This window comes from Neorhizobium puerariae (assembly GCF_042429745.1).
GTDB lineage: Bacteria > Pseudomonadota > Alphaproteobacteria > Rhizobiales > Rhizobiaceae > Neorhizobium > Neorhizobium puerariae.
Genome location: NZ_JBHMAA010000006.1, coordinates 270,320 through 286,643, shown reverse-complemented (window position 1 = coordinate 286,643; position 16,324 = coordinate 270,320). Strand labels below are relative to the sequence as shown.

General features: G+C 63.9%; 18 protein-coding genes and 1 pseudogene. 9 read left to right on the top strand and 10 right to left on the bottom strand.

All coding sequences use genetic code 11. The annotated features are described in order from the left end of the window. A pseudogene (locus ACFFP0_RS04815) lies at nucleotides 1–103 on the top strand (IS5/IS1182 family transposase); the annotation flags it as partial. Here ACFFP0_RS04815 and ACFFP0_RS04810 read toward each other — a convergent pair. The 5 genes from ACFFP0_RS04810 to ACFFP0_RS04790 all read right to left on the bottom strand — a co-directional run bounded on the left by ACFFP0_RS04810 (nucleotide 96) and on the right by ACFFP0_RS04790 (nucleotide 6,278). Further along, nucleotides 96–557, bottom strand: coding sequence for a GNAT family N-acetyltransferase (locus ACFFP0_RS04810; RefSeq protein ID WP_377257029.1), 462 nt, complete (start codon nucleotides 555–557; stop codon nucleotides 96–98). The pseudogene ACFFP0_RS04815 and the gene ACFFP0_RS04810 sit on opposite strands and share 8 nt — an antisense overlap. Nucleotides 558–561: 4 nt before the next feature. Beyond that, nucleotides 562–2,901 carry a xanthine dehydrogenase molybdopterin binding subunit gene (gene xdhB / locus ACFFP0_RS04805; protein WP_377257062.1) on the bottom strand — a complete coding sequence of 780 codons (2,340 nt, stop codon included), beginning with the start codon at nucleotides 2,899–2,901 and terminating at the stop codon, nucleotides 562–564. 2 nt (nucleotides 2,902–2,903) lie between these two features. Next, nucleotides 2,904–4,376 (bottom strand): xanthine dehydrogenase small subunit, encoded by a 1,473-nt coding sequence (gene xdhA, locus ACFFP0_RS04800; RefSeq protein ID WP_377257026.1) that lies wholly within the window; start codon nucleotides 4,374–4,376, stop codon nucleotides 2,904–2,906. Nucleotides 4,377–4,439: 63 nt separating this feature from the next. Beyond that, nucleotides 4,440–5,216, bottom strand: a complete 777-nt coding sequence (locus tag ACFFP0_RS04795; RefSeq protein ID WP_377257023.1) for a 3-hydroxybutyrate dehydrogenase — start codon at nucleotides 5,214–5,216, stop codon at nucleotides 4,440–4,442. Between the two features lie 177 nt (nucleotides 5,217–5,393). Next, a complete protein-coding gene (locus ACFFP0_RS04790) occupies nucleotides 5,394–6,278 on the bottom strand; it encodes a glycosyltransferase family 2 protein (protein WP_377257020.1) in 885 nt (294 codons plus the stop codon). 296 nt (nucleotides 6,279–6,574) lie between these two features. Here ACFFP0_RS04790 and ACFFP0_RS04785 point away from each other — a divergent pair, with 296 nt between their 5' ends. The 4 genes from ACFFP0_RS04785 to ACFFP0_RS04770 all read left to right on the top strand — a co-directional run bounded on the left by ACFFP0_RS04785 (nucleotide 6,575) and on the right by ACFFP0_RS04770 (nucleotide 10,360). Continuing rightward, complete coding sequence (locus ACFFP0_RS04785) at nucleotides 6,575–6,922, top strand: YidB family protein (protein WP_377257017.1); 348 nt, start codon at nucleotides 6,575–6,577, stop codon at nucleotides 6,920–6,922. Nucleotides 6,923–6,971: 49 nt separating this feature from the next. Next, a complete protein-coding gene (locus ACFFP0_RS04780; RefSeq protein ID WP_377257014.1) occupies nucleotides 6,972–7,427 on the top strand; it encodes a hypothetical protein in 456 nt (151 codons plus the stop codon). 106 nt (nucleotides 7,428–7,533) lie between these two features. After that, nucleotides 7,534–9,027 carry a glycerol kinase GlpK gene (gene glpK / locus ACFFP0_RS04775; RefSeq protein ID WP_377257011.1) on the top strand — a complete coding sequence of 498 codons (1,494 nt, stop codon included), beginning with the start codon at nucleotides 7,534–7,536 and terminating at the stop codon, nucleotides 9,025–9,027. A gap of 112 nt (nucleotides 9,028–9,139) precedes the next feature. Next, entirely contained in the window at nucleotides 9,140–10,360 is a 1,221-nt protein-coding gene (locus tag ACFFP0_RS04770; RefSeq protein ID WP_377257008.1) for a D-alanyl-D-alanine carboxypeptidase, read from the top strand. 10 nt (nucleotides 10,361–10,370) lie between these two features. On the opposite strand, the gene ACFFP0_RS04765 is transcribed toward ACFFP0_RS04770, so the two are convergent. From ACFFP0_RS04765 to ACFFP0_RS04745, 5 genes are all read right to left on the bottom strand, one after another. Then, nucleotides 10,371–10,949 (bottom strand): SH3 domain-containing protein, encoded by a 579-nt coding sequence (locus ACFFP0_RS04765; RefSeq protein WP_377257005.1) that lies wholly within the window; start codon nucleotides 10,947–10,949, stop codon nucleotides 10,371–10,373. A 43-nt stretch (nucleotides 10,950–10,992) separates the two neighbouring features. Beyond that, nucleotides 10,993–11,487: an invasion associated locus B family protein gene (locus ACFFP0_RS04760; protein WP_377257003.1), complete on the bottom strand. Its 495-nt coding sequence runs from the start codon at nucleotides 11,485–11,487 to the stop codon at nucleotides 10,993–10,995. A gap of 249 nt (nucleotides 11,488–11,736) precedes the next feature. Further along, complete coding sequence (locus ACFFP0_RS04755; RefSeq protein WP_377257000.1) at nucleotides 11,737–12,168, bottom strand: VOC family protein; 432 nt, start codon at nucleotides 12,166–12,168, stop codon at nucleotides 11,737–11,739. A gap of 94 nt (nucleotides 12,169–12,262) precedes the next feature. Beyond that, nucleotides 12,263–12,718: a GFA family protein gene (locus ACFFP0_RS04750; RefSeq protein WP_377256997.1), complete on the bottom strand. Its 456-nt coding sequence runs from the start codon at nucleotides 12,716–12,718 to the stop codon at nucleotides 12,263–12,265. Between the two features lie 47 nt (nucleotides 12,719–12,765). Then, a complete protein-coding gene (locus ACFFP0_RS04745; RefSeq protein WP_377256994.1) occupies nucleotides 12,766–13,470 on the bottom strand; it encodes a glutathione S-transferase N-terminal domain-containing protein in 705 nt (234 codons plus the stop codon). Nucleotides 13,471–13,613: 143 nt separating this feature from the next. On the opposite strand from ACFFP0_RS04745, the gene ACFFP0_RS04740 reads away from it, so the two are divergent. The 4 genes from ACFFP0_RS04740 to ACFFP0_RS04725 all read left to right on the top strand — a co-directional run bounded on the left by ACFFP0_RS04740 (nucleotide 13,614) and on the right by ACFFP0_RS04725 (nucleotide 16,322). Continuing rightward, nucleotides 13,614–13,988: a YciI family protein gene (locus tag ACFFP0_RS04740; RefSeq protein ID WP_377256991.1), complete on the top strand. Its 375-nt coding sequence runs from the start codon at nucleotides 13,614–13,616 to the stop codon at nucleotides 13,986–13,988. Beyond that, entirely contained in the window at nucleotides 13,985–15,241 is a 1,257-nt protein-coding gene (locus tag ACFFP0_RS04735) for an RNA polymerase sigma factor (protein WP_377256988.1), read from the top strand. Before ACFFP0_RS04740 ends, ACFFP0_RS04735 begins: the two co-directional genes overlap by 4 nt. A gap of 101 nt (nucleotides 15,242–15,342) precedes the next feature. Next, nucleotides 15,343–15,726 (top strand): YciI family protein, encoded by a 384-nt coding sequence (locus ACFFP0_RS04730; RefSeq protein ID WP_377256985.1) that lies wholly within the window; start codon nucleotides 15,343–15,345, stop codon nucleotides 15,724–15,726. 125 nt (nucleotides 15,727–15,851) lie between these two features. Further along, nucleotides 15,852–16,322, top strand: a complete 471-nt coding sequence (locus tag ACFFP0_RS04725; RefSeq protein WP_377256982.1) for an SRPBCC family protein — start codon at nucleotides 15,852–15,854, stop codon at nucleotides 16,320–16,322. Nucleotides 16,323–16,324: the final 2 nt, after the last annotated feature.

The following is a 16,324-nucleotide window of genomic DNA, read 5'->3' as shown; positions in this document are numbered from 1 at the left end:
CAAGCTCAAACAATTCCGACGTGTCGCCACACGATACGACAAGCTGCTCGCAAACTTCATGGGCTTCGTCAAAATCGCCGCTATCGCCATCTGGCTCAAATAGTTAATTCGTCGCTACGGCCTAGGCGCTGCACATAACGGTCGTCCACACCCTTGCAGGAAAGCCGGCCGTCGTTTTCAAAGCCCGAGCTCCGGTAGACGTCCAGGTTGCCGACCAGCGCACATCCTTTGGCGCCCCGCGCCTTCAGCCTTTCCAGACCTTCGCGGATGAGGGCCTTGCCGATCCCCTGCCTCTGCCTGTCCGCCCTGACGGAGATCGGGCCGAGGCCGAACCAGCCGTCATGCACGCCGTCGATCGCCACCGGCGAAAAGGCCGCATGGCCGACGATGTTTCCATCGTCCTCGGCGACCAGCGACAGCGAGAGGTCGCCCGATCTGCGCAGCGCGCGGATGATCGAGCCTTCCGTGCCGACGCTGTAGGGCATGGGTGCGAAAGCCGTCTGCGTCAGCTCGTGGATCGTGTCCTCGTCGCCGGGACGTTCATCGCGGATACGCATTTGTTCACCCCATCGCCTTCAGCCGTTCCACCGCCATCAGCACCCGTTCGGGGGTTGCCGGCGCGTCGAGGCGCGGGCAGACGGAATAATCCGCGACGCTTGCGACCGCCATGGAGAGCGCTTCGAGCACCGAGATCGCCAGCATGAACGGCGGTTCTCCCACCGCCTTCGAGCGGCCGATCGTCGGCTCGGCATTTTCCGCCCATTCGGCGAGCTTGACGTTGAAGACCTTCGGCCGGTCCGAGGCAAGCGGGATCTTGTAGGTCGAGGGCGCGTGGGTCCTCAGCCGTCCTCTGTCGTCCCACCAGAGCTCCTCCGTCGTCAGCCAGCCCATGCCCTGCACGAAGCCGCCCTCGATCTGGCCGATGTCGATCGCCGGATTGAGCGACTTGCCGACATCGTGGAGGATGTCGGTGCGGTCGACCAGATATTCGCCGGTCAGGGTGTCGATCGACACTTCCGAGCAGGCCGCCCCATAGGCGAAATAGTAGAACGGCCGGCCGCGCCCCGCCTTGCGGTCCCAGTGGATCTTGGGCGTCTTGTAGAAGCCGGCGGCGGAAAGCTGCACCCGGTCGTAATAGGCGGCGCGGATGAACGTGTCGAAGGGCACGATCTCGCTGCCGATCCGCACCCGGTTGGCCAGGAACTCCACCTTTTCACGGCCCACCTTCCATTGCCGCACGGCGAATTCGATCAGGCGTTCCTTGATCTGGCGGGCGGCGTCATAGGCCGCCATGCCGTTCAGGTCGGAGCCGGAGGAGGCGGCGGTCGCCGAGGTGTTCGGCACCTTGCCGGTGGTCGTCGCGGTGATCTTCACCCGCTCGATATCGACCTGGAACGTGTCGGCCACGACCTGCGCCACCTTGGTATAGAGGCCCTGGCCCATTTCCGTGCCGCCGTGGTTCAGGTGGATCGAACCGTCGCTGTAGATATGCACCAGCGCGCCGGCCTGGTTGTAGGCGGTCATGGTGAAGGAAATGCCGAACTTCACCGGCGTCAGCGCGATCCCCTTGCGGATCACCGGGCTGTTGGCGTTGAAGTCGATGATCGCCTGCCGCCGCGCCCGGTAGTCCGAGGAGGTTTCCAGCTCCTCGACGATGCGGGCGATGATATTGTCTTCGACCTCCTGATGGTAAGGCGTGACCGTGCGCCCCGAGCCCCGCTGGCCGTAGAAATTCAGCTTGCGGATGTCGAGCGGGTCCTTGGCCGTTGCATAGGCGATCTCCTCGATGATGCGCTCGCCGCCGACCATGCCCTGCGGTCCGCCGAAACCCCGGAAGGCGGTGTTGGAGACCGTATGTGTCTTGAGCGGCCGGGAGGTCAGGTGCACATGCGGATAATAGTAGCTGGAATCCGCATGGAAGAGGGCGCGATCCGTCACCGGGCCGGAAAGGTCGGCCGAAAAGCCGCAGCGCGCCGCGTAGGTCGCATCGACCGCGTGGATACGGCCTTCCTCGTCGAAGGCGACGTCGTAGTCGACACGGAAGTCGTGCCGCTTGCCGGTGATCGACATGTCCTCGTCGCGATCCGGCCGGAACTTCACGGCCCGCTTCAGCTTCTTGGCGGCGATCGCGGCGAGAGCGGCGAACTGGTTGCCCTGCGTTTCCTTGCCGCCGAAGCCGCCGCCCATGCGGCGCGTCTTGACCTCCACGGCATTGTTGGAGACGCCGAGCACATGCGCCACCATGTGCTGTACCTCGCTCGGATGCTGGGTGGAGGACCAGACGGTCACCTCGTCGTCTTCGCCGGGAATGGCGAGCGCGATATGGCTTTCGAGATAGAAATGCTCCTGGCCGCCGATATACATGTGGCCCTGCACGCGCAGCGGCGCCTTCCCGATTTCCGTTTCCGGCTCGCCACGCCTCAAGGTCATCGGTTCGATGACGTTCGGGGCGTCGTTTTCGCGGGCGCCGTCGATATCGGTCCAGTGTGGCAGGTCGTTATATTCGATGCGGGCGAGTTTCGCCGCACGGCGGGCCTGATCGCGGGTCTCGGCGATGACCGCGAAGATCGGCTGGCCGTGGAACTGTACCTCCGTCACCGCCAGCAGCGGCTCGTCGTGCTGGCCGGTCGAGGCGACGTCGTTGAAGCCCGGAATGTCGTTTGCGATCATCACCCAGACGACGCCGGGCGAAGCCTTCACGGCGGAAAGGTCGATCGAGACGATTTCCGCATGCGCGCGGTCGGAGAGGCCGAGGCCGCCATGCAGCGTACCGACCGGCTCCTGGATATCGTCGATATATTCGGCACTTCCGGTGACATGCTTATGCGCCGAATCATGTTTCTGCGAGACATGCATGCGGCCGTCGACGACGGATTTGGTTTCGAAGGTCGACTTGTCCATCATCACGCCTCCTCAAGCTCGAAGCGGCGCAGTTCCTGGGGCTGGCCGGCCGTTTCCAGGAAGAAGCGGGTCAGGAGGTTCTTGGCCGCAAGGCTCCGGTATTCCGCGGTGGCGCGCCAGTCGGTCAGCGGCGCGTAGTCCTCTTCAAAGGCGTCGCGGACGGCGGAGACCACGCCCCAGCTCCAGGCCTGGCCGAAAAGCGCCTCTTCGACGTGCCTTGCCCGTTTCGGGGTGGCGGCCATGCCGCCGAAGGCGATGCGGATGCCGGCCACCTTGCCGTCGCCGTCGAGCGACAGGCTGAACGCGCCGCACAGCGCGGAAATGTCCTCGTCGCGCCGTTTCGAGATCTTGTAGACGGCGAAGTGGCTGTTTTCCGCCTGGCGCGGGACGAATATCTTTTCGACGAATTCGGAGGGCAGCCGGTCCTGCTTGCCGTAGGCGATGAAATAATCCTCCAGCGGGATGGTGCGCCGGCCGGCATGCGTCCTGAGCGTCAGCTCGGCGCCGAGGGCGATCAGCGCCGGCGGGGTGTCGCCGATCGGCGAGCCGTTGGCGATATTGCCGCCGATCGTTCCCATGTTGCGCACCTGCTGGCCGCCGATGCGGTCGATCAGGCGGCCGAAGGCGGGGATTTCCGCCGCCAGCCCATCGAAAGCCTGGGTGTAGCTCACCCCCGCGCCGATGGTGATGCCCGTCTCGTCCGTGGTGACCGATTGCAGTTCGGCGAGGTGGTTGATGAAGATCACCGGGTTGAGCACGCGCATCTGCTTGGTGACCCACAGCCCGACATCGGTGGCTCCCGCGACGATCGTCGCGTCCGGCTCCTCGGTGAGGATATCGGCCAGGGCGGCGACGGACGCCGGCACGATCGAGCGTGCGCCGTCCTTTTCGACCACGACCGTATCGATCTCGGACTGGATCGCCCAGAGCTTGGCCATGATCTGGATGCGGTCGCGTTCCAGCGGATCGAAGAGCGAGCTCGGTCTGTTTTCCGAAACCTGCTCGGCGGCCTTCACGATCGGCTCGTAGCCGGTGCAGCGACAGAGATTGCCCTGCAGCGCGCTTTCGATATCGGCCCGTGTCGGGGCCGCGCTGGAGAGCCACAGGCCGTAGAGCGACATCACGAAGCCGGGGGTGCAGAACCCGCATTGCGAGCCATGGCAATCGACCATTGCCTGCTGGACCGGGTGGAGCGCGCCGTCCTTGCCGGCGAGATGCTCGACGGTCACCACATGGGTGCCGTGGAGCGAACCCAGAAAACGGATGCAGGCGTTGACGCTCTCGTAACGCAGGCCCTGTTCCGTCAATCGGCCGACCAACACCGTGCAGGCACCGCAATCGCCTTCGGCACAACCTTCCTTGGTTCCTGTCAGCCGCCGCCTCAGGCGCAGATAATCGAGGAGTGTCTCCGTCGGCCCGAAATCTCCAAGGGTGACCTCTTCCCCATTCAGGATGAAGCGGATGGCTTCGCTCATTTGTCTCCTTCGTCCGCCGTCTCCGGCTTCAGGTTGATCTTCGCGGTGTTCCAACCCGCCATACTACTGCGCTGTCCAGCCGCCGTCGATGGATATGTGCGTGCCGGTTATGCTCCGGGCCGCGTCGCTCGCAAGATAAAGGGCGGCGGCGGCCACTTCCTCGATGCCGACGAATTCCTTCGTCGCCTGCAGCCGCAGCATGATCTGGTCCTTCACCTCGTCCTCGCTGATGCCCTTTTCGCGGGCCTGATCCGGGATCTGCTTCTCCACCAGCGGCGTCCAGACGAAGCCGGGGCAGATGGCGTTCACGGTGATTCCCGATTGCGCCAGTTCCAGCGCGGCGGTCTTCGTGAGGCCCATGATGCCATGTTTGGCCGCGACATAGGCCGACTTGAACGGTGAGGCGACCAGCCCGTGGGCGGATGCGACGTTGATGATGCGTCCCTTGCCGGCCTGCTTCATCAGCGGGATCGCGTGGCGCATCGTGTGGAAGGCCGAAGAAAGCAGGATGGCGATCAACTGATCCCATTTTTCCGGCGGAAACTCCTCGATCTTGGCGACGTGCTGGATGCCGGCATTGTTGACGAGCACGTCGACCGTGCCGAAACTTTTCGCCGCCGTGGCGATCAGGTCCTCGATCTCGTCGGGCCTGGTCATATCGGCGCCGTGATAGAGCACCGTGCCCGCACCGGAGGCGTCGAGCTCCCTGCGGGTCGCCTCGATCGCGTCCGCCGGCCCGAAACCGTTGATGACGACATTGGCGCCTCCGGCTGCAAACGCCTTCGCGATGCCGAGCCCGATGCCGCTCGTTGAGCCGGTGACGACGACGGTTCTGGTCATGCCCATATCTCCCTGAAAAACGGCGTTCTTGTGCGCCGCAACGACGACGACAGGTTATGCGCAAATCGGGCGAACTGGCAATTGATTGATGCCGGGTTCGGCAAGGCGCGCGTGGCCGCCGCCGCGGAAGGGGAGCGGCACGCCACGCTCGGGTTCGAATGGCGATGCCGCGAGGTCCTAGGCAAGGCGGGCAGCGACCGCTTTTCGAAGGGAATCCCGCAGATGCCGGCGGAGCCGATAACGTGTCTTGCGCCCGGCGTCGCGCCAGCACATCCTGAAAATCTTCATCCTTGTCCACAGCGGCAGGGGCTGCAGCTTTTCCACAACCCGGTAACAGCCGATCGCATATGTCCATCTTTGCCGGATCTTGTCGCGGAGGGATTTCGCCATGTATCGGCTTTCGGACCCCGATCCCTCGAAAAACTGGTATATGGGACCATCCACCCACACGACCTTGCCCCGCATCACGAATTCGGCAACGGTGAATGAGGCGGCGCACCAGGGGCTCCCAAGCAAACTCCATCTTTCCAGCATGATGTCGGCCCCGTCTCGCGATCTGACGATCCCGTAGAACCATTCGGAGGGGAAGAACAAGGATTTGGCCACCTTGCCGGTTTTCAGGTTCTCGAAGAAATCCAGCGTCGCTTCGTTCGGGCGAAGCGTCCGCACTCCGTCCGGATGGATACGTTCCGTCGAACCTGTCGCCAGCAGCTTTCGTTCGTCCGCCTCGATTGCCGCCAGAAGTTTCGAAAGGTAGTCAGGGCTGGAGAGGTCGTCGCAAGCTCTCAGGCAGAAGAACTCGCCTCTCTCCCGCCCGATTTTCATCGCCCGGATGAAGTTTCCGATCACGTCCAGATGTTCTTCGTATTCGATGATCTCGAAACGCGAATCCCGCGCGCAGAATTGCCTGGCGATCTCACGCGACCCGTCGGTGGATTTGTTGTCGATGATATAAGCGCGGAACTCCGGACAGTCCTGGTCCGCGATGCATTGCAGGCTCTTTTCCAGGGTCGCTTCCCCGTTAAATACGGGAAACACAACCGCAAGCTTGGATTTCTGCATGATCTATCCCTGCCTCGCCCGATAATTCGCAGATTGCCCGTCTGCCGGGATGACGACGGTTCCGGTCATGCCCATTTCTTTCCGAAATGCAACCTTCTTGTGCGCCGCAACGACCGCGACAGGTTATGCGCAAATCGGGCGAACTGGCAATCGGGTCCCGGATTGCGGCGAGGTCCGGCGCGCGGGGGGGGCGTTCCGGGGGCGCGGCGCCTGTCATTCAACCGTGATGACAACAATGTTCCAAACTGCTATGGGTTTGTTTAGAATATGCAAATTTTCTGATTGGAGGATATCCCATGGGACTGTTTGACGGCTTGGGAAGCGTCATTGCCGACGCCCTGAGCGGAAAGCCGGTGAACATCTTGGCCGTTGCGGAGGATATATTCCAGAACGCCGACGGCGTGAACGGCATCCTGGCCCAGCTCAACCAGGCGGGGCTTGGGGATCAGGTCTCCTCCTGGATCGGCACGGGCGCCAACCTTCCGGTTTCCGCCGATCAGATAAAGGCCGCACTCTCCTCGGAGCAGGTGCGCGGCCTCGCCACCGCATTTGGCATCGACGCGGATCAGCTGCCGCAGCTTCTTGCGCAGCACTTGCCGACGGCAATCGACCAGGCAAGCCCGAACGGGGTTCTCCCGTCCTGACGGGGGGCCCGCACACACTCTCGATCAACCAACGATTCCAGGCAAACCCATGTACGGAAAACTGACTTTCGTCGCTGCGGGCGCTCTCCTCGCGGCTCTTGCGATCTCGTCGCCGGCCAGTGCGCTGACGATGAAGGAATGCAGCGCCAAATACCAGGCCGCGAAGGCAGACGGTTCTGCCGCCGGCGTGAAGTGGAACGATTTCCGCGCCAAGTTCTGCGGCGCAGAAGCCGCGGCCGCCGACAAGGCCGATGAGGCCGATGTGGCGACCACCACCGAGAAGGAGCCGGAAAAGGCGACGGTCAAGGCGCCCAAGAGCGTCAAGTTCCCGAAGGCCGTCGACAAGAAATATGCGAGCGAGACCCCCGGCAGGGCACGGCTCCATACCTGCGTCGATTCCTATCGCGCCAACAAGGAAGCCGGCACGCTCGACGAGCTGAAATGGATACAGAAGGGCGGCGGCTACTGGAGCCTTTGCAGCGCTGCCCTCAAGGCCGGCGGCTGATATCGACTGACGGGAGGGAAGGCGCTCCGGCGCCTTCCTTTCCATTTGACCGCCTTCGCTTCATCTGCTTGAAACCGTCTCGACACGCAAGGACGGGAGGGAGAGCATGGCGGGTTATGTGCTGGCGATCGATCAGGGGACGACCTCGACCCGGGCGATCGTTTTCGACGGCGAGATGAAGATCGCCGGCATAGGCCAGAAGGAATTCACCCAGATATTCCCGAAATCCGGCTGGGTGGAGCATGACCCCGAGGAGATCTGGGAAACCGTCCTTTGGGCCGTCAGGCAGGCGCTCAAGGAGGCGCGGGTCGAGGCCCGGGACATCGCGGCGCTCGGCATCACCAACCAGCGCGAGACGGTGGTCGTCTGGGAGCGCGAGACGGGCAGGCCGATCCACAACGCCATCGTCTGGCAGGACCGCCGCACCGCGAGCTACTGCGAAAAGCTGAAGCGGCAGGACCTGGAAAAGTTCTTCACCCGCCGCACCGGGCTGTTGCTCGACCCCTATTTTTCCGGCACGAAGCTTTCCTGGATGCTTGCCAACGTGAAGGGCGCCAGGGCGCGGGCGGCCAAGGGCGAACTCTGCTTCGGCACGATCGACACGTTCCTGATCTGGCGGCTCACCGGCGGGCGGAGTTTCGTCACCGATGCGACGAACGCCTCGCGCACGCTGATCTACAACATCGCCGAGAACCGTTGGGACGAGGACCTGCTCGAAATCCTGCGCATCCCCGCGGCCATGCTGCCCGAGGTCAAGGATTGCGCCGCCGATTTCGGCATCACCGACGAAAGCCTGTTCGGCGCGGCGATCCCGATCCTCGGCGTGGCCGGCGATCAGCAGGCGGCGACCATCGGCCAGGCCTGCTTCGAGCCGGGCATGCTGAAATCGACCTATGGCACCGGTTGCTTCGCGGTGCTGAACACCGGCGCCGATCTGGTGCGCTCGAAGAACCGGCTGCTCACCACCATCGCCTATCGTCTCGACGGGGAAACGACCTATGCGCTGGAAGGCTCGATCTTCATAGCCGGCGCGACCGTCCAGTGGCTGCGCGACGGTCTCGGCATCATCGAAAGGGCTTCCGAGACCGGCGATCTGGCGGAAGACGCCGATCCGCTGCAGGATATCTATCTGGTGCCGGCCTTTACCGGCCTCGGCGCGCCCTATTGGGATGCCGAGGCGCGCGGCGCGATCTTCGGGCTCACCCGGGCGACAGGCCCGGCGGAGCTCGCCCGGGCGGCGCTGGAGGCGGTCTGCTACCAGACCCGCGACCTCCTGGACGCCATGCAGAAGGACTGGCGCAATTCGGGCGGCGACACGGTGCTGCGCGTCGATGGCGGCATGGTCGCCTCCGACTGGACGATGCAGCGGCTCGCGGACCTTCTCGACGCCCCCGTGGACCGGCCGACGATCCTCGAAACCACCGCGCTCGGCGCCGCCTGGCTCGCCGGCTCCAGGGCGGGCGTGTGGCCGGACAGGAAGGCTTTTGCGAAAAGCTGGGCGCGGGAGCGCCGTTTCGAGCCGAAGATGGACGAAAAGGCCCGTTCCGCCAAGATTCGCGGCTGGAAGGATGCAGTCAGGCGGACGCTGACGGCCGTCTAATTCTTTAAGTCTGATTAACTATCAGGTGAAAACTTGAATTAAATTCGAGGCGCGTCATTTTCGCACCACCTTGATTGTCATATTCTCCGCCGCGATTTGGAGAGGGCGAAAGATGTTTCGAATCCAGCGGGTTTTGGCGTTCCTGTTTCTGGCCGGTGCTTTCCTTGCGATGGGCAGGACGGCGGAGGCAGGCTATGCCCATTTCATCTATGACGCCAGGAGCGGCAAGGTGCTGGCGTCGGAAAATGCCGACGACATCAACCATCCCGCGTCGCTCACCAAGATGATGACGCTCTACATGACCTTCGAGGCGCTGCGCGACGGCCGGCTCGGATGGAACCAGGAAATCGTCATGACGCTGAACGCGGCGAGCAAGATACCCTTCAAGCTCGGCGTGCCTGCCGGCCAGACGTTCACCGTCCGCGAAGCGGTGTTTGCAATGGCGGTTCGGTCCGCCAACGACGCGGCGGCGGCGATGGCCGACCATCTCGGCGGTTCGGAAGAGCGTTTCGGGCAGATGATGACGAAGAAGGCCCGTTCGCTTGGAATGACGAGGACGGTGTTCCGCAACGCCTCCGGCCTCCCGGACGACCAGCAGGTGACGACGGCGCGCGACATGGCGATGCTGGCGCTCGCGCTCATCCGGGATTTCCCGAAGGAATATCAACTGTTTTCGCTGCGTTCCTTCGAGTTCCGCGGCAGGAAGATCCCCGGCCACAACAACCTCATGTATCGTTATCCGGGCATGGATGGCGTCAAGACCGGCTATATCCGCGCGTCCGGCTTCAACATCGCCAGCGCCGTCAACGTCAACGGGAGGCGGGTGATCGGCGTCGTTCTCGGCGGCAAGACGGCGCGTCAGCGCGACGACCGGATGGCGGAGCTTCTCGATCAGTCGGTGCCGGGCAATGTGCCCGCCGCCGGCGGTCTCGTGGCTTTCGAGGCTCAGCAGAAGCGGCCGGGCGAAGGCGCGGTTCCGCTGCCTTTCGCCGTTCCGCGCAAGGAGATCACGCTTGGCAACCCGGCGGGCAATCCGCCGGCCAGGGCATCGATCGCCAACCTTTATGCGACGCCGCAGGAGCCGGTAGGGCCGCTCTGGCGCATCCAGATTGCCGCCGCCGGCAGCCGGGAAGCGGCTTCCGGCATGCTCCAGAAGGCGCTGCCGCTGCTTGCCGAGAATTTCGGCCGTATCGCGCCGAGCGTCGAAAGCTATGCGGACGGCAGGAAGGAATATTTCCGGGCCCGCTTCGTCGGCTTTTCGGATGCCGCCGCCGCCGCCCAGGCCTGCTCGGTCCTGCAATCGAAGTCGATCAACTGCTTCGTGGTGCAGTGATCCCCTTCCACTATTCCACGCTCTCGCCGGGATAGACGCCCCAGAGCGAACCCTGCTCGACCGAACCGCGCAGGCGGCGCTGCTGCAAGGAGACCTCGCACCAGGTGCCGTCGCAACGGTGGAGGTTGAGCCGGACTTCGGGGGCGAGGCGGGCAACGACGCGGGCGTTTCGCGAAGGCCCCGATCGAAGCGCCAGGGGTTGTTTCATCCAGGGGCCGACGACAGCGGTGCGGTTGCCGGACAGGAGAGGGGCGAACATCCATCCGGTGTTGCCCTCGTGGTCGCGCACGCGCCGCCAGTTCCCGTATTCCTCGGTGATCTCCAGCGGCAGGCCGTGGGCGGAATAGATCCAGGATGCCGGATAGTCCGTGGAAGGGCCGACGCGCATATGCGCCCTTGCGGCCTTCAGGGATACGAAGCGCGGGACCGGAAACCCGGTCACGCGCCCTTTCCTGAAACCTGCGGCCAGCGCAGGTTCCTCCTGTCCTTCGTCGCCGTTCGCATGGGCGTCGAGCGCCGGGAGGGCGAGCGCGAGGCAGGCCGCAACCGCGGCGGCGCAGAGTTGAAGCCCCTTGCGCATGCCCGTCATGCGGCGGCCGGTGCCGCTGCGGGGCAGAGGGCATCGGCAACGCTTACCGGCACCTGCGGACTTCCTGGAGGGCGGCGCTGACGCCGCGAAGGGAATAGGAGTAGGAGGTGCTGGTGCCGCGGCGGGAGGTCGCTTCGAGGGTCATGTCGCTTCCGCGGCGCATGGCATCGACAAGCACCGGTTCGCGCGACTGGTCGCGCAGCCATGCGGCATTGTCCTTCGGGACAAGACGGAATGTGTCGCCGCCGACCGTGACGCGGACTTCGGAACCTTCCCTGATCGGATATCCCATGATGGCCTGCGGGGCGTAGCCCGACGGACCCTGCGGCGCGATCAGAAAGAAATTGTCGCCGTGATCCACGGCGGAGGGCCTCGATGTCACGGGGACGGAAAGGGCGTAGCAGGTGGTCTGGCCGCTGTTGACGTAGGAATAGACGCCCCAGGCCTCGAATTGCGCCACCCGGGTCGGCTGGGAGCCGGCGGAGGCAGCCGAGACGAAGATGAGGGAAAGGCCAAGGGCGAAAGGCTTGATGTTCATGGTGTCTCCACAGTGTGACAGGCCCGGGAGATGGGCCTCATTTCAGGACGGCCTCATTCAAGTTTCGGTGGGTTATCGAAAGGTTAATATCTGTGTCAAACCGGTGATCACCGCGGTCACAAAGGCTTGATGGCTTCGTGTTCGGCCGCTCGGAGCGCCGTGCGTCCCTTCCGGCCCGCGGTGTTCCAAGCTATTGAAAATATATTGAATCTTCGCATCGCGCCTTTCGAAAACCGCTTCCGCCTTCGATCATTTCACCGGAGCATTCATCGCCCAGGCGACGCCGAACGGGTCGCGAAGCTGGCCGTAGCGGTCTCCCCAGAACATCACCTGCAGGTCCACGACGACCTCCAGCCCCGCGTCGACGGCGCGTTTCCACCAGGCATCGATGTCGGCGCTCGACAGGGGCAGGAAGATCGTGAAGGCCTGCGGCTTTTCGAGCGGATAGCCATGCTCGGGATAGGCGTCGCCCAGCATCAGCGAACTGCCGTTGACATAGAGATGTACGTGCATCGTCCGCCCCTCGTCGTCGATGGGGTGGAAGGATTCGGTCTCGGCGCCGAAGGCCTTCCTGTAGAACTCGGCGGCTTTCATCGCGCCATCGACCTGAAGATAGGCGACCAGCCCTCCACGGACAGGCGACGGGGCCTTGCCGCCGTTCGTTCCAGCTTCGGTTTCCATGAAAATTCCCTCCTTCTCTGTGATCCGGTTCGGCCTGAACCGGATCACAGGACGCATGAGGAGGGGGAATCCCGACAGAAGCGGAAGGAAATTTCTAACCCTGCGCCACGAATTCCCTGATCAGCCCCTCATAGGTTTCGAAGGGCGGAAAGGTTTCGTAGGAGTGCACGGCCGTGGTCGTCGCCCAAGGCAGCTTTTCGGACGTGTAGGTCTCGATGAAGGGCGAGAACCACTGCACGTCGTCCAGCATGGTGGGGCGGAGATTGACGAACCAGTCTATGCCCTCCGGTTTCGTGAACATCCAGCTCTTGCAGTGCGGGCAGTGGTAGTGATGGGCGTCGGCGCCATGCAGGCCGCCGATGACCGGTTTGCCGGCGATCACCTCGAACCCGTTCGACGGGATCGCCGCCGAACAGGAGAATGCGCTGGCGCTCATCTTCTGGCAGCCGGTGCAATGGCAGGCCATGGTGAGGATCGGTTGCGCGCTGATCCTCAGCCGGACCTGGCCGCAGCGGCAGCCGCCTTCCATGGGGAGGGTGGGCCTGGGCATCTTAAAACTCCTTTCCCGGTGAATTCGGCGCTGCTGCGCCGGGTCCCTCAGGGGCGTTTCGGAATGTCGAGGCCGCGCTGGACGGCGGGCCTGTCGAGGCCGCGTTCCAGCCATTTCGGCACGCGCTTCAATTGGTCGTATTCGACCAGCTCCCCGGCGCCGTAGAAGCCGATGAGGTTGCGCACCCAGCCGAGCATCGAGATATCGGCGATCGTGTATTCGTCGCCCATGATCCAGTCGCGGCCTTCGAGCCTGCTTTCGATGACGCGGATGAGGCGGGCCGATTCCTTGGCGTAACGGTCACGCGGGCGCTTGTCCTCGATGTCCTTGCCGGCGAACTTGTGGAAGAAGCCGAGCTGGCCGAACATCGGGCCGATGCCGGCCATCTGGAAGAAGACCCATTGGATCGTCTCGTAGCGCTTCGCCGGGTCGGAGGGCAGGAGCTTGCCGGTCTTCTCGGCGAGATAAAGGAGGATCGCGCCGGATTCGAAGAGGCCGAACGGCTTGCCGCCCGGGCCGTCGGGATCGATGATCGCCGGAATCTTGCCGTTCGGATTGAGCGACAGGAATTCCGGCGTCCAGGTCTCGTCGACGCCGATGTTGATCGCATGCGGTTCATAGGGAAGGCCGATTTCTTCCAGCATGATCGAGACCTTCACGCCGTTCGGCGTCGGCAGCGAATAGAGCTGGAGGATGTCCGGGTTCTTTGCGGGCCATTTGGACGTGATGGGAAAAGCAGAAAGATCAGCCATGGGATTTCCTCGTAAGGGTTTTGTTCCGCGGCGACTATAGCCAGCAGCGCGCAATGCGCCAGACATGGAACATTGAGATTTTTTGATGCGCGATGTCGGCGGGCCGGTTACTCCTTCGTCTTCAACAGGAGAAGGAGATCGACATGCTTTATGCCATCCTTTGCTACGCCCATGAGGAAACCGTCTTTGCCTGGTCCAAGGAGGAAGAGGAGGCGGTCATGGGAAGGCTCCGCGCAGTCCAGGAACCGATGGCGAGGGCCGGCAGGCTCGGCCCGGTGGGACGGCTGATGCCGACGACCGCCGCCACGACCGTACGCAAGGGCAGGGAAGAACCGCTCGTCGTCGATGGTCCCTTCGCCGAGACCAAGGAGGCGCTGCTCGGGTTCTACACGGTCGATGTCGATACGCTCGAAGAGGCGGTCGCCTTTTCGAAGGAGCTTTCCAAGGTCAATCCGGGGTCCACGTCCTACGAGATCCGGCCCTTCTACGTCTTCCATCCGGGAGAGATCAAAACATGACGACAGACATCGCGTGGATCGAACTCGCGCTGACGGCGGCAAGGCCGCAGGCGCTCGGTGCGCTGCTCCGCTATTTCCGGGACCTCGACACCGCGGAGGAGGCCTTCCAGGAAGCCTGCCTGCGCGCCGTCAGGACCTGGCCGGACAAGGGGGCGCCGCGCGACCCCGCCGCCTGGCTGATCTTCGTCGGGCGCAACAGCGGCATCGACGCCGTCCGCAAGCGGCAGAAGAACGATCCGCTGCCGGAGGAGGAGGCCTTCTCGGATCTTTCCGATGCGGAGACCGATATCGCCGACCGGCTCGACAATTCCAACTATCGCGACGACATCCTGCGGCTGATGTTCATCTGCTGTCACCCGGACCTGCCGGCGACCCAGCAGATCGCGCTGGCGCTCAGGATCGTCTCGGGGCTCAGCGTGCCCCGGATCGCACGCGCCTTCCTCGTCGGCGAAGCCGCCATGGAGCAGCGCATCACCCGCGCCAAGGCGCGCGTCGCTAAGGCCGGTGTCCCCTTCGAGACGCCGGGGGCCGCGGAACGCGCGGAACGGCTCGGCGTCGTCTCGGCGATGATCTACCTCGTCTTCAACGAGGGCTATTCCGCGGGCATCACCAATCCCGACAACGCCGCCTTCTGCGAAGAGGCGATCAGGCTCGCCCGGCTGCTCCTGCGCATCTTCCCGTCCGAGCCGGAGATCATGGGGCTGGCGGCGCTGATGCTGCTGCAGCATTCGCGGGCGCAGGCGCGGTTCGACGGGCAAGGCCAGATCGTCCTCCTCGAGGATCAGGACCGCAGCCTGTGGGACCGCAGGCTGATCGACGAGGCGCTCGCGCTGCTCGACAAGGCGATCCGCCACCGGCAGCCCGGCGCCTATCAGGTGCAGGCGGCGATCTCGGCCCTGCATGCCCGCGCCGCGACGCCGCAGGAGACGGACTGGGAAGAGATCAACATGCTCTACGGCCTGCTCGAGCGCATCCAGCCGTCTCCGGTCGTCACGCTCAACCGGGCGGTATCGGTTTCGAAACTCAAGGGGCCGGAGGCGGCGCTGGAGATCGTCGAACCGCTGGCGGAAAAGCTGAACGGCTATTTCTATTTCCACGGCGTGCGCGGCGCGCTGCTGATGCAGTCCGGACGCAACAAGCAGGCCCGCGAAGCCTTCGACCGGGCGATCGCGCTGGCCAATTCGCCGGCCGAATGCGCCCATATCCGCCAGCAGATCGACAAGCTCGGGGCGGTCGGCGCGCCGGTGGAATAGGCCGGTGGAACAGGTGGAGACCGGGATCGGGCGGGCTTGCGCGCCGCCGATCGAACGGGTTTATGATGAAGGCACGCGCATCCTGAGGAGGGAGGAACCCGATGTATTACGCCATACTGGCCTATCACGCGGAGGGAGTGGTCGAATCCTGGAGCAAGGAGGAGGACGACGCGCTGATGGACGAGTTGCTTCGGATCAACGATCGTCTCGTCAGCGAGAAGCATCTCGGACCGGCCGCAAGGCTTGGCCCGACCCAACGCGCGGTGACGCTGCGCGGGGCGGGCACCGGTATGGTCGTCGACGGTCCTTTCGCCGAGACCAAGGAACAGTTGCTCGGCTTCTATGTCGTGGATTTCCCGACGCTCGACGCGGCGGTCGCTGCGGCGCGCGACCTGCGCCGCGTCAATCCGACGGCGGTCTACGAAATCAGGCCGATTTCGCTCTATCTGCCCGGCGCATCGCTGGAAACCCGCGAAGAGGGTTAGATCCCCGGGCCATCCTTTGCGATGTTCCGGAAAAATCTCCTGGCGGCTGTCGGATATCGTCGGGGTCGCACGTCCTTGGAACAGCATCGCACACAGGATGCCTTCGAATCCAAGGGAGACAGGAAATGATTGCTGATATCGCCACGCACTCGCTGCAACTCGTCCGCGAGATGGATGCGCCTGCCGACAAACTCTACAGAGCCTGGACCACGCCGGAGCGGATGGGCGAATGGTTCTGCCCGAAACCCTGGAAGGTGACGGAGGCGAGGCTCGACGTCCGCCCCGGCGGCTCCTGCTTCATCCTGATGGAAGGGCCGGAGGGTGAAAAGATCCCCAATCCCGGCATCTACCTGGACGTCGTGCCGAACAGGAAGCTCGTCTTCACCGATGCCTATACCAGTGCCTGGGTTCCGTCGGAAAAGCCGTTCATGACCGCGATCGTCGAATTCGAGGATCTCGGCAACGGCCGCACGAAATATACGGCGACGGCGCTCCACTGGACGGCAGAGGACAAGAAGGCGCACGAGGAGATGGGATTTCACGAGGGCTGGGGCATCGTCGCCGGCCAGCTCGAACGGATCGCCGGGACGTTTTGAGA

Excerpts from the sequence above, each read along its gene's own strand:
- ACFFP0_RS04765 (WP_377257005.1), bottom strand. The coding sequence starts at position 10,949 with ATGACGGGCATGCGCAAGGGGCTTCAACTCTGCGCCGCCGCGGTTGCG.
- ACFFP0_RS04725 (WP_377256982.1), top strand. The coding sequence starts at position 15,852 with ATGATTGCTGATATCGCCACGCACTCGCTGCAACTCGTCCGCGAGATG.
- ACFFP0_RS04810 (WP_377257029.1), bottom strand. The coding sequence starts at position 557 with ATGCGTATCCGCGATGAACGTCCCGGCGACGAGGACACGATCCACGAG.
- ACFFP0_RS04795 (WP_377257023.1), bottom strand. The coding sequence starts at position 5,216 with ATGACCAGAACCGTCGTCGTCACCGGCTCAACGAGCGGCATCGGGCTC.
- ACFFP0_RS04760 (WP_377257003.1), bottom strand. The coding sequence starts at position 11,487 with ATGAACATCAAGCCTTTCGCCCTTGGCCTTTCCCTCATCTTCGTCTCG.
- ACFFP0_RS04730 (WP_377256985.1), top strand. The coding sequence starts at position 15,343 with ATGTATTACGCCATACTGGCCTATCACGCGGAGGGAGTGGTCGAATCC.
- ACFFP0_RS04780 (WP_377257014.1), top strand. The coding sequence starts at position 6,972 with ATGTACGGAAAACTGACTTTCGTCGCTGCGGGCGCTCTCCTCGCGGCT.
- ACFFP0_RS04785 (WP_377257017.1), top strand. The coding sequence starts at position 6,575 with ATGGGACTGTTTGACGGCTTGGGAAGCGTCATTGCCGACGCCCTGAGC.
- ACFFP0_RS04745 (WP_377256994.1), bottom strand. The coding sequence starts at position 13,470 with ATGGCTGATCTTTCTGCTTTTCCCATCACGTCCAAATGGCCCGCAAAG.
- ACFFP0_RS04735 (WP_377256988.1), top strand. The coding sequence starts at position 13,985 with ATGACGACAGACATCGCGTGGATCGAACTCGCGCTGACGGCGGCAAGG.
- xdhA (WP_377257026.1), bottom strand. The coding sequence starts at position 4,376 with ATGAGCGAAGCCATCCGCTTCATCCTGAATGGGGAAGAGGTCACCCTT.
- ACFFP0_RS04790 (WP_377257020.1), bottom strand. The coding sequence starts at position 6,278 with ATGCAGAAATCCAAGCTTGCGGTTGTGTTTCCCGTATTTAACGGGGAA.
- glpK (WP_377257011.1), top strand. The coding sequence starts at position 7,534 with ATGGCGGGTTATGTGCTGGCGATCGATCAGGGGACGACCTCGACCCGG.
- xdhB (WP_377257062.1), bottom strand. The coding sequence starts at position 2,901 with ATGGACAAGTCGACCTTCGAAACCAAATCCGTCGTCGACGGCCGCATG.
- ACFFP0_RS04770 (WP_377257008.1), top strand. The coding sequence starts at position 9,140 with ATGTTTCGAATCCAGCGGGTTTTGGCGTTCCTGTTTCTGGCCGGTGCT.
- ACFFP0_RS04755 (WP_377257000.1), bottom strand. The coding sequence starts at position 12,168 with ATGGAAACCGAAGCTGGAACGAACGGCGGCAAGGCCCCGTCGCCTGTC.
- ACFFP0_RS04750 (WP_377256997.1), bottom strand. The coding sequence starts at position 12,718 with ATGCCCAGGCCCACCCTCCCCATGGAAGGCGGCTGCCGCTGCGGCCAG.
- ACFFP0_RS04740 (WP_377256991.1), top strand. The coding sequence starts at position 13,614 with ATGCTTTATGCCATCCTTTGCTACGCCCATGAGGAAACCGTCTTTGCC.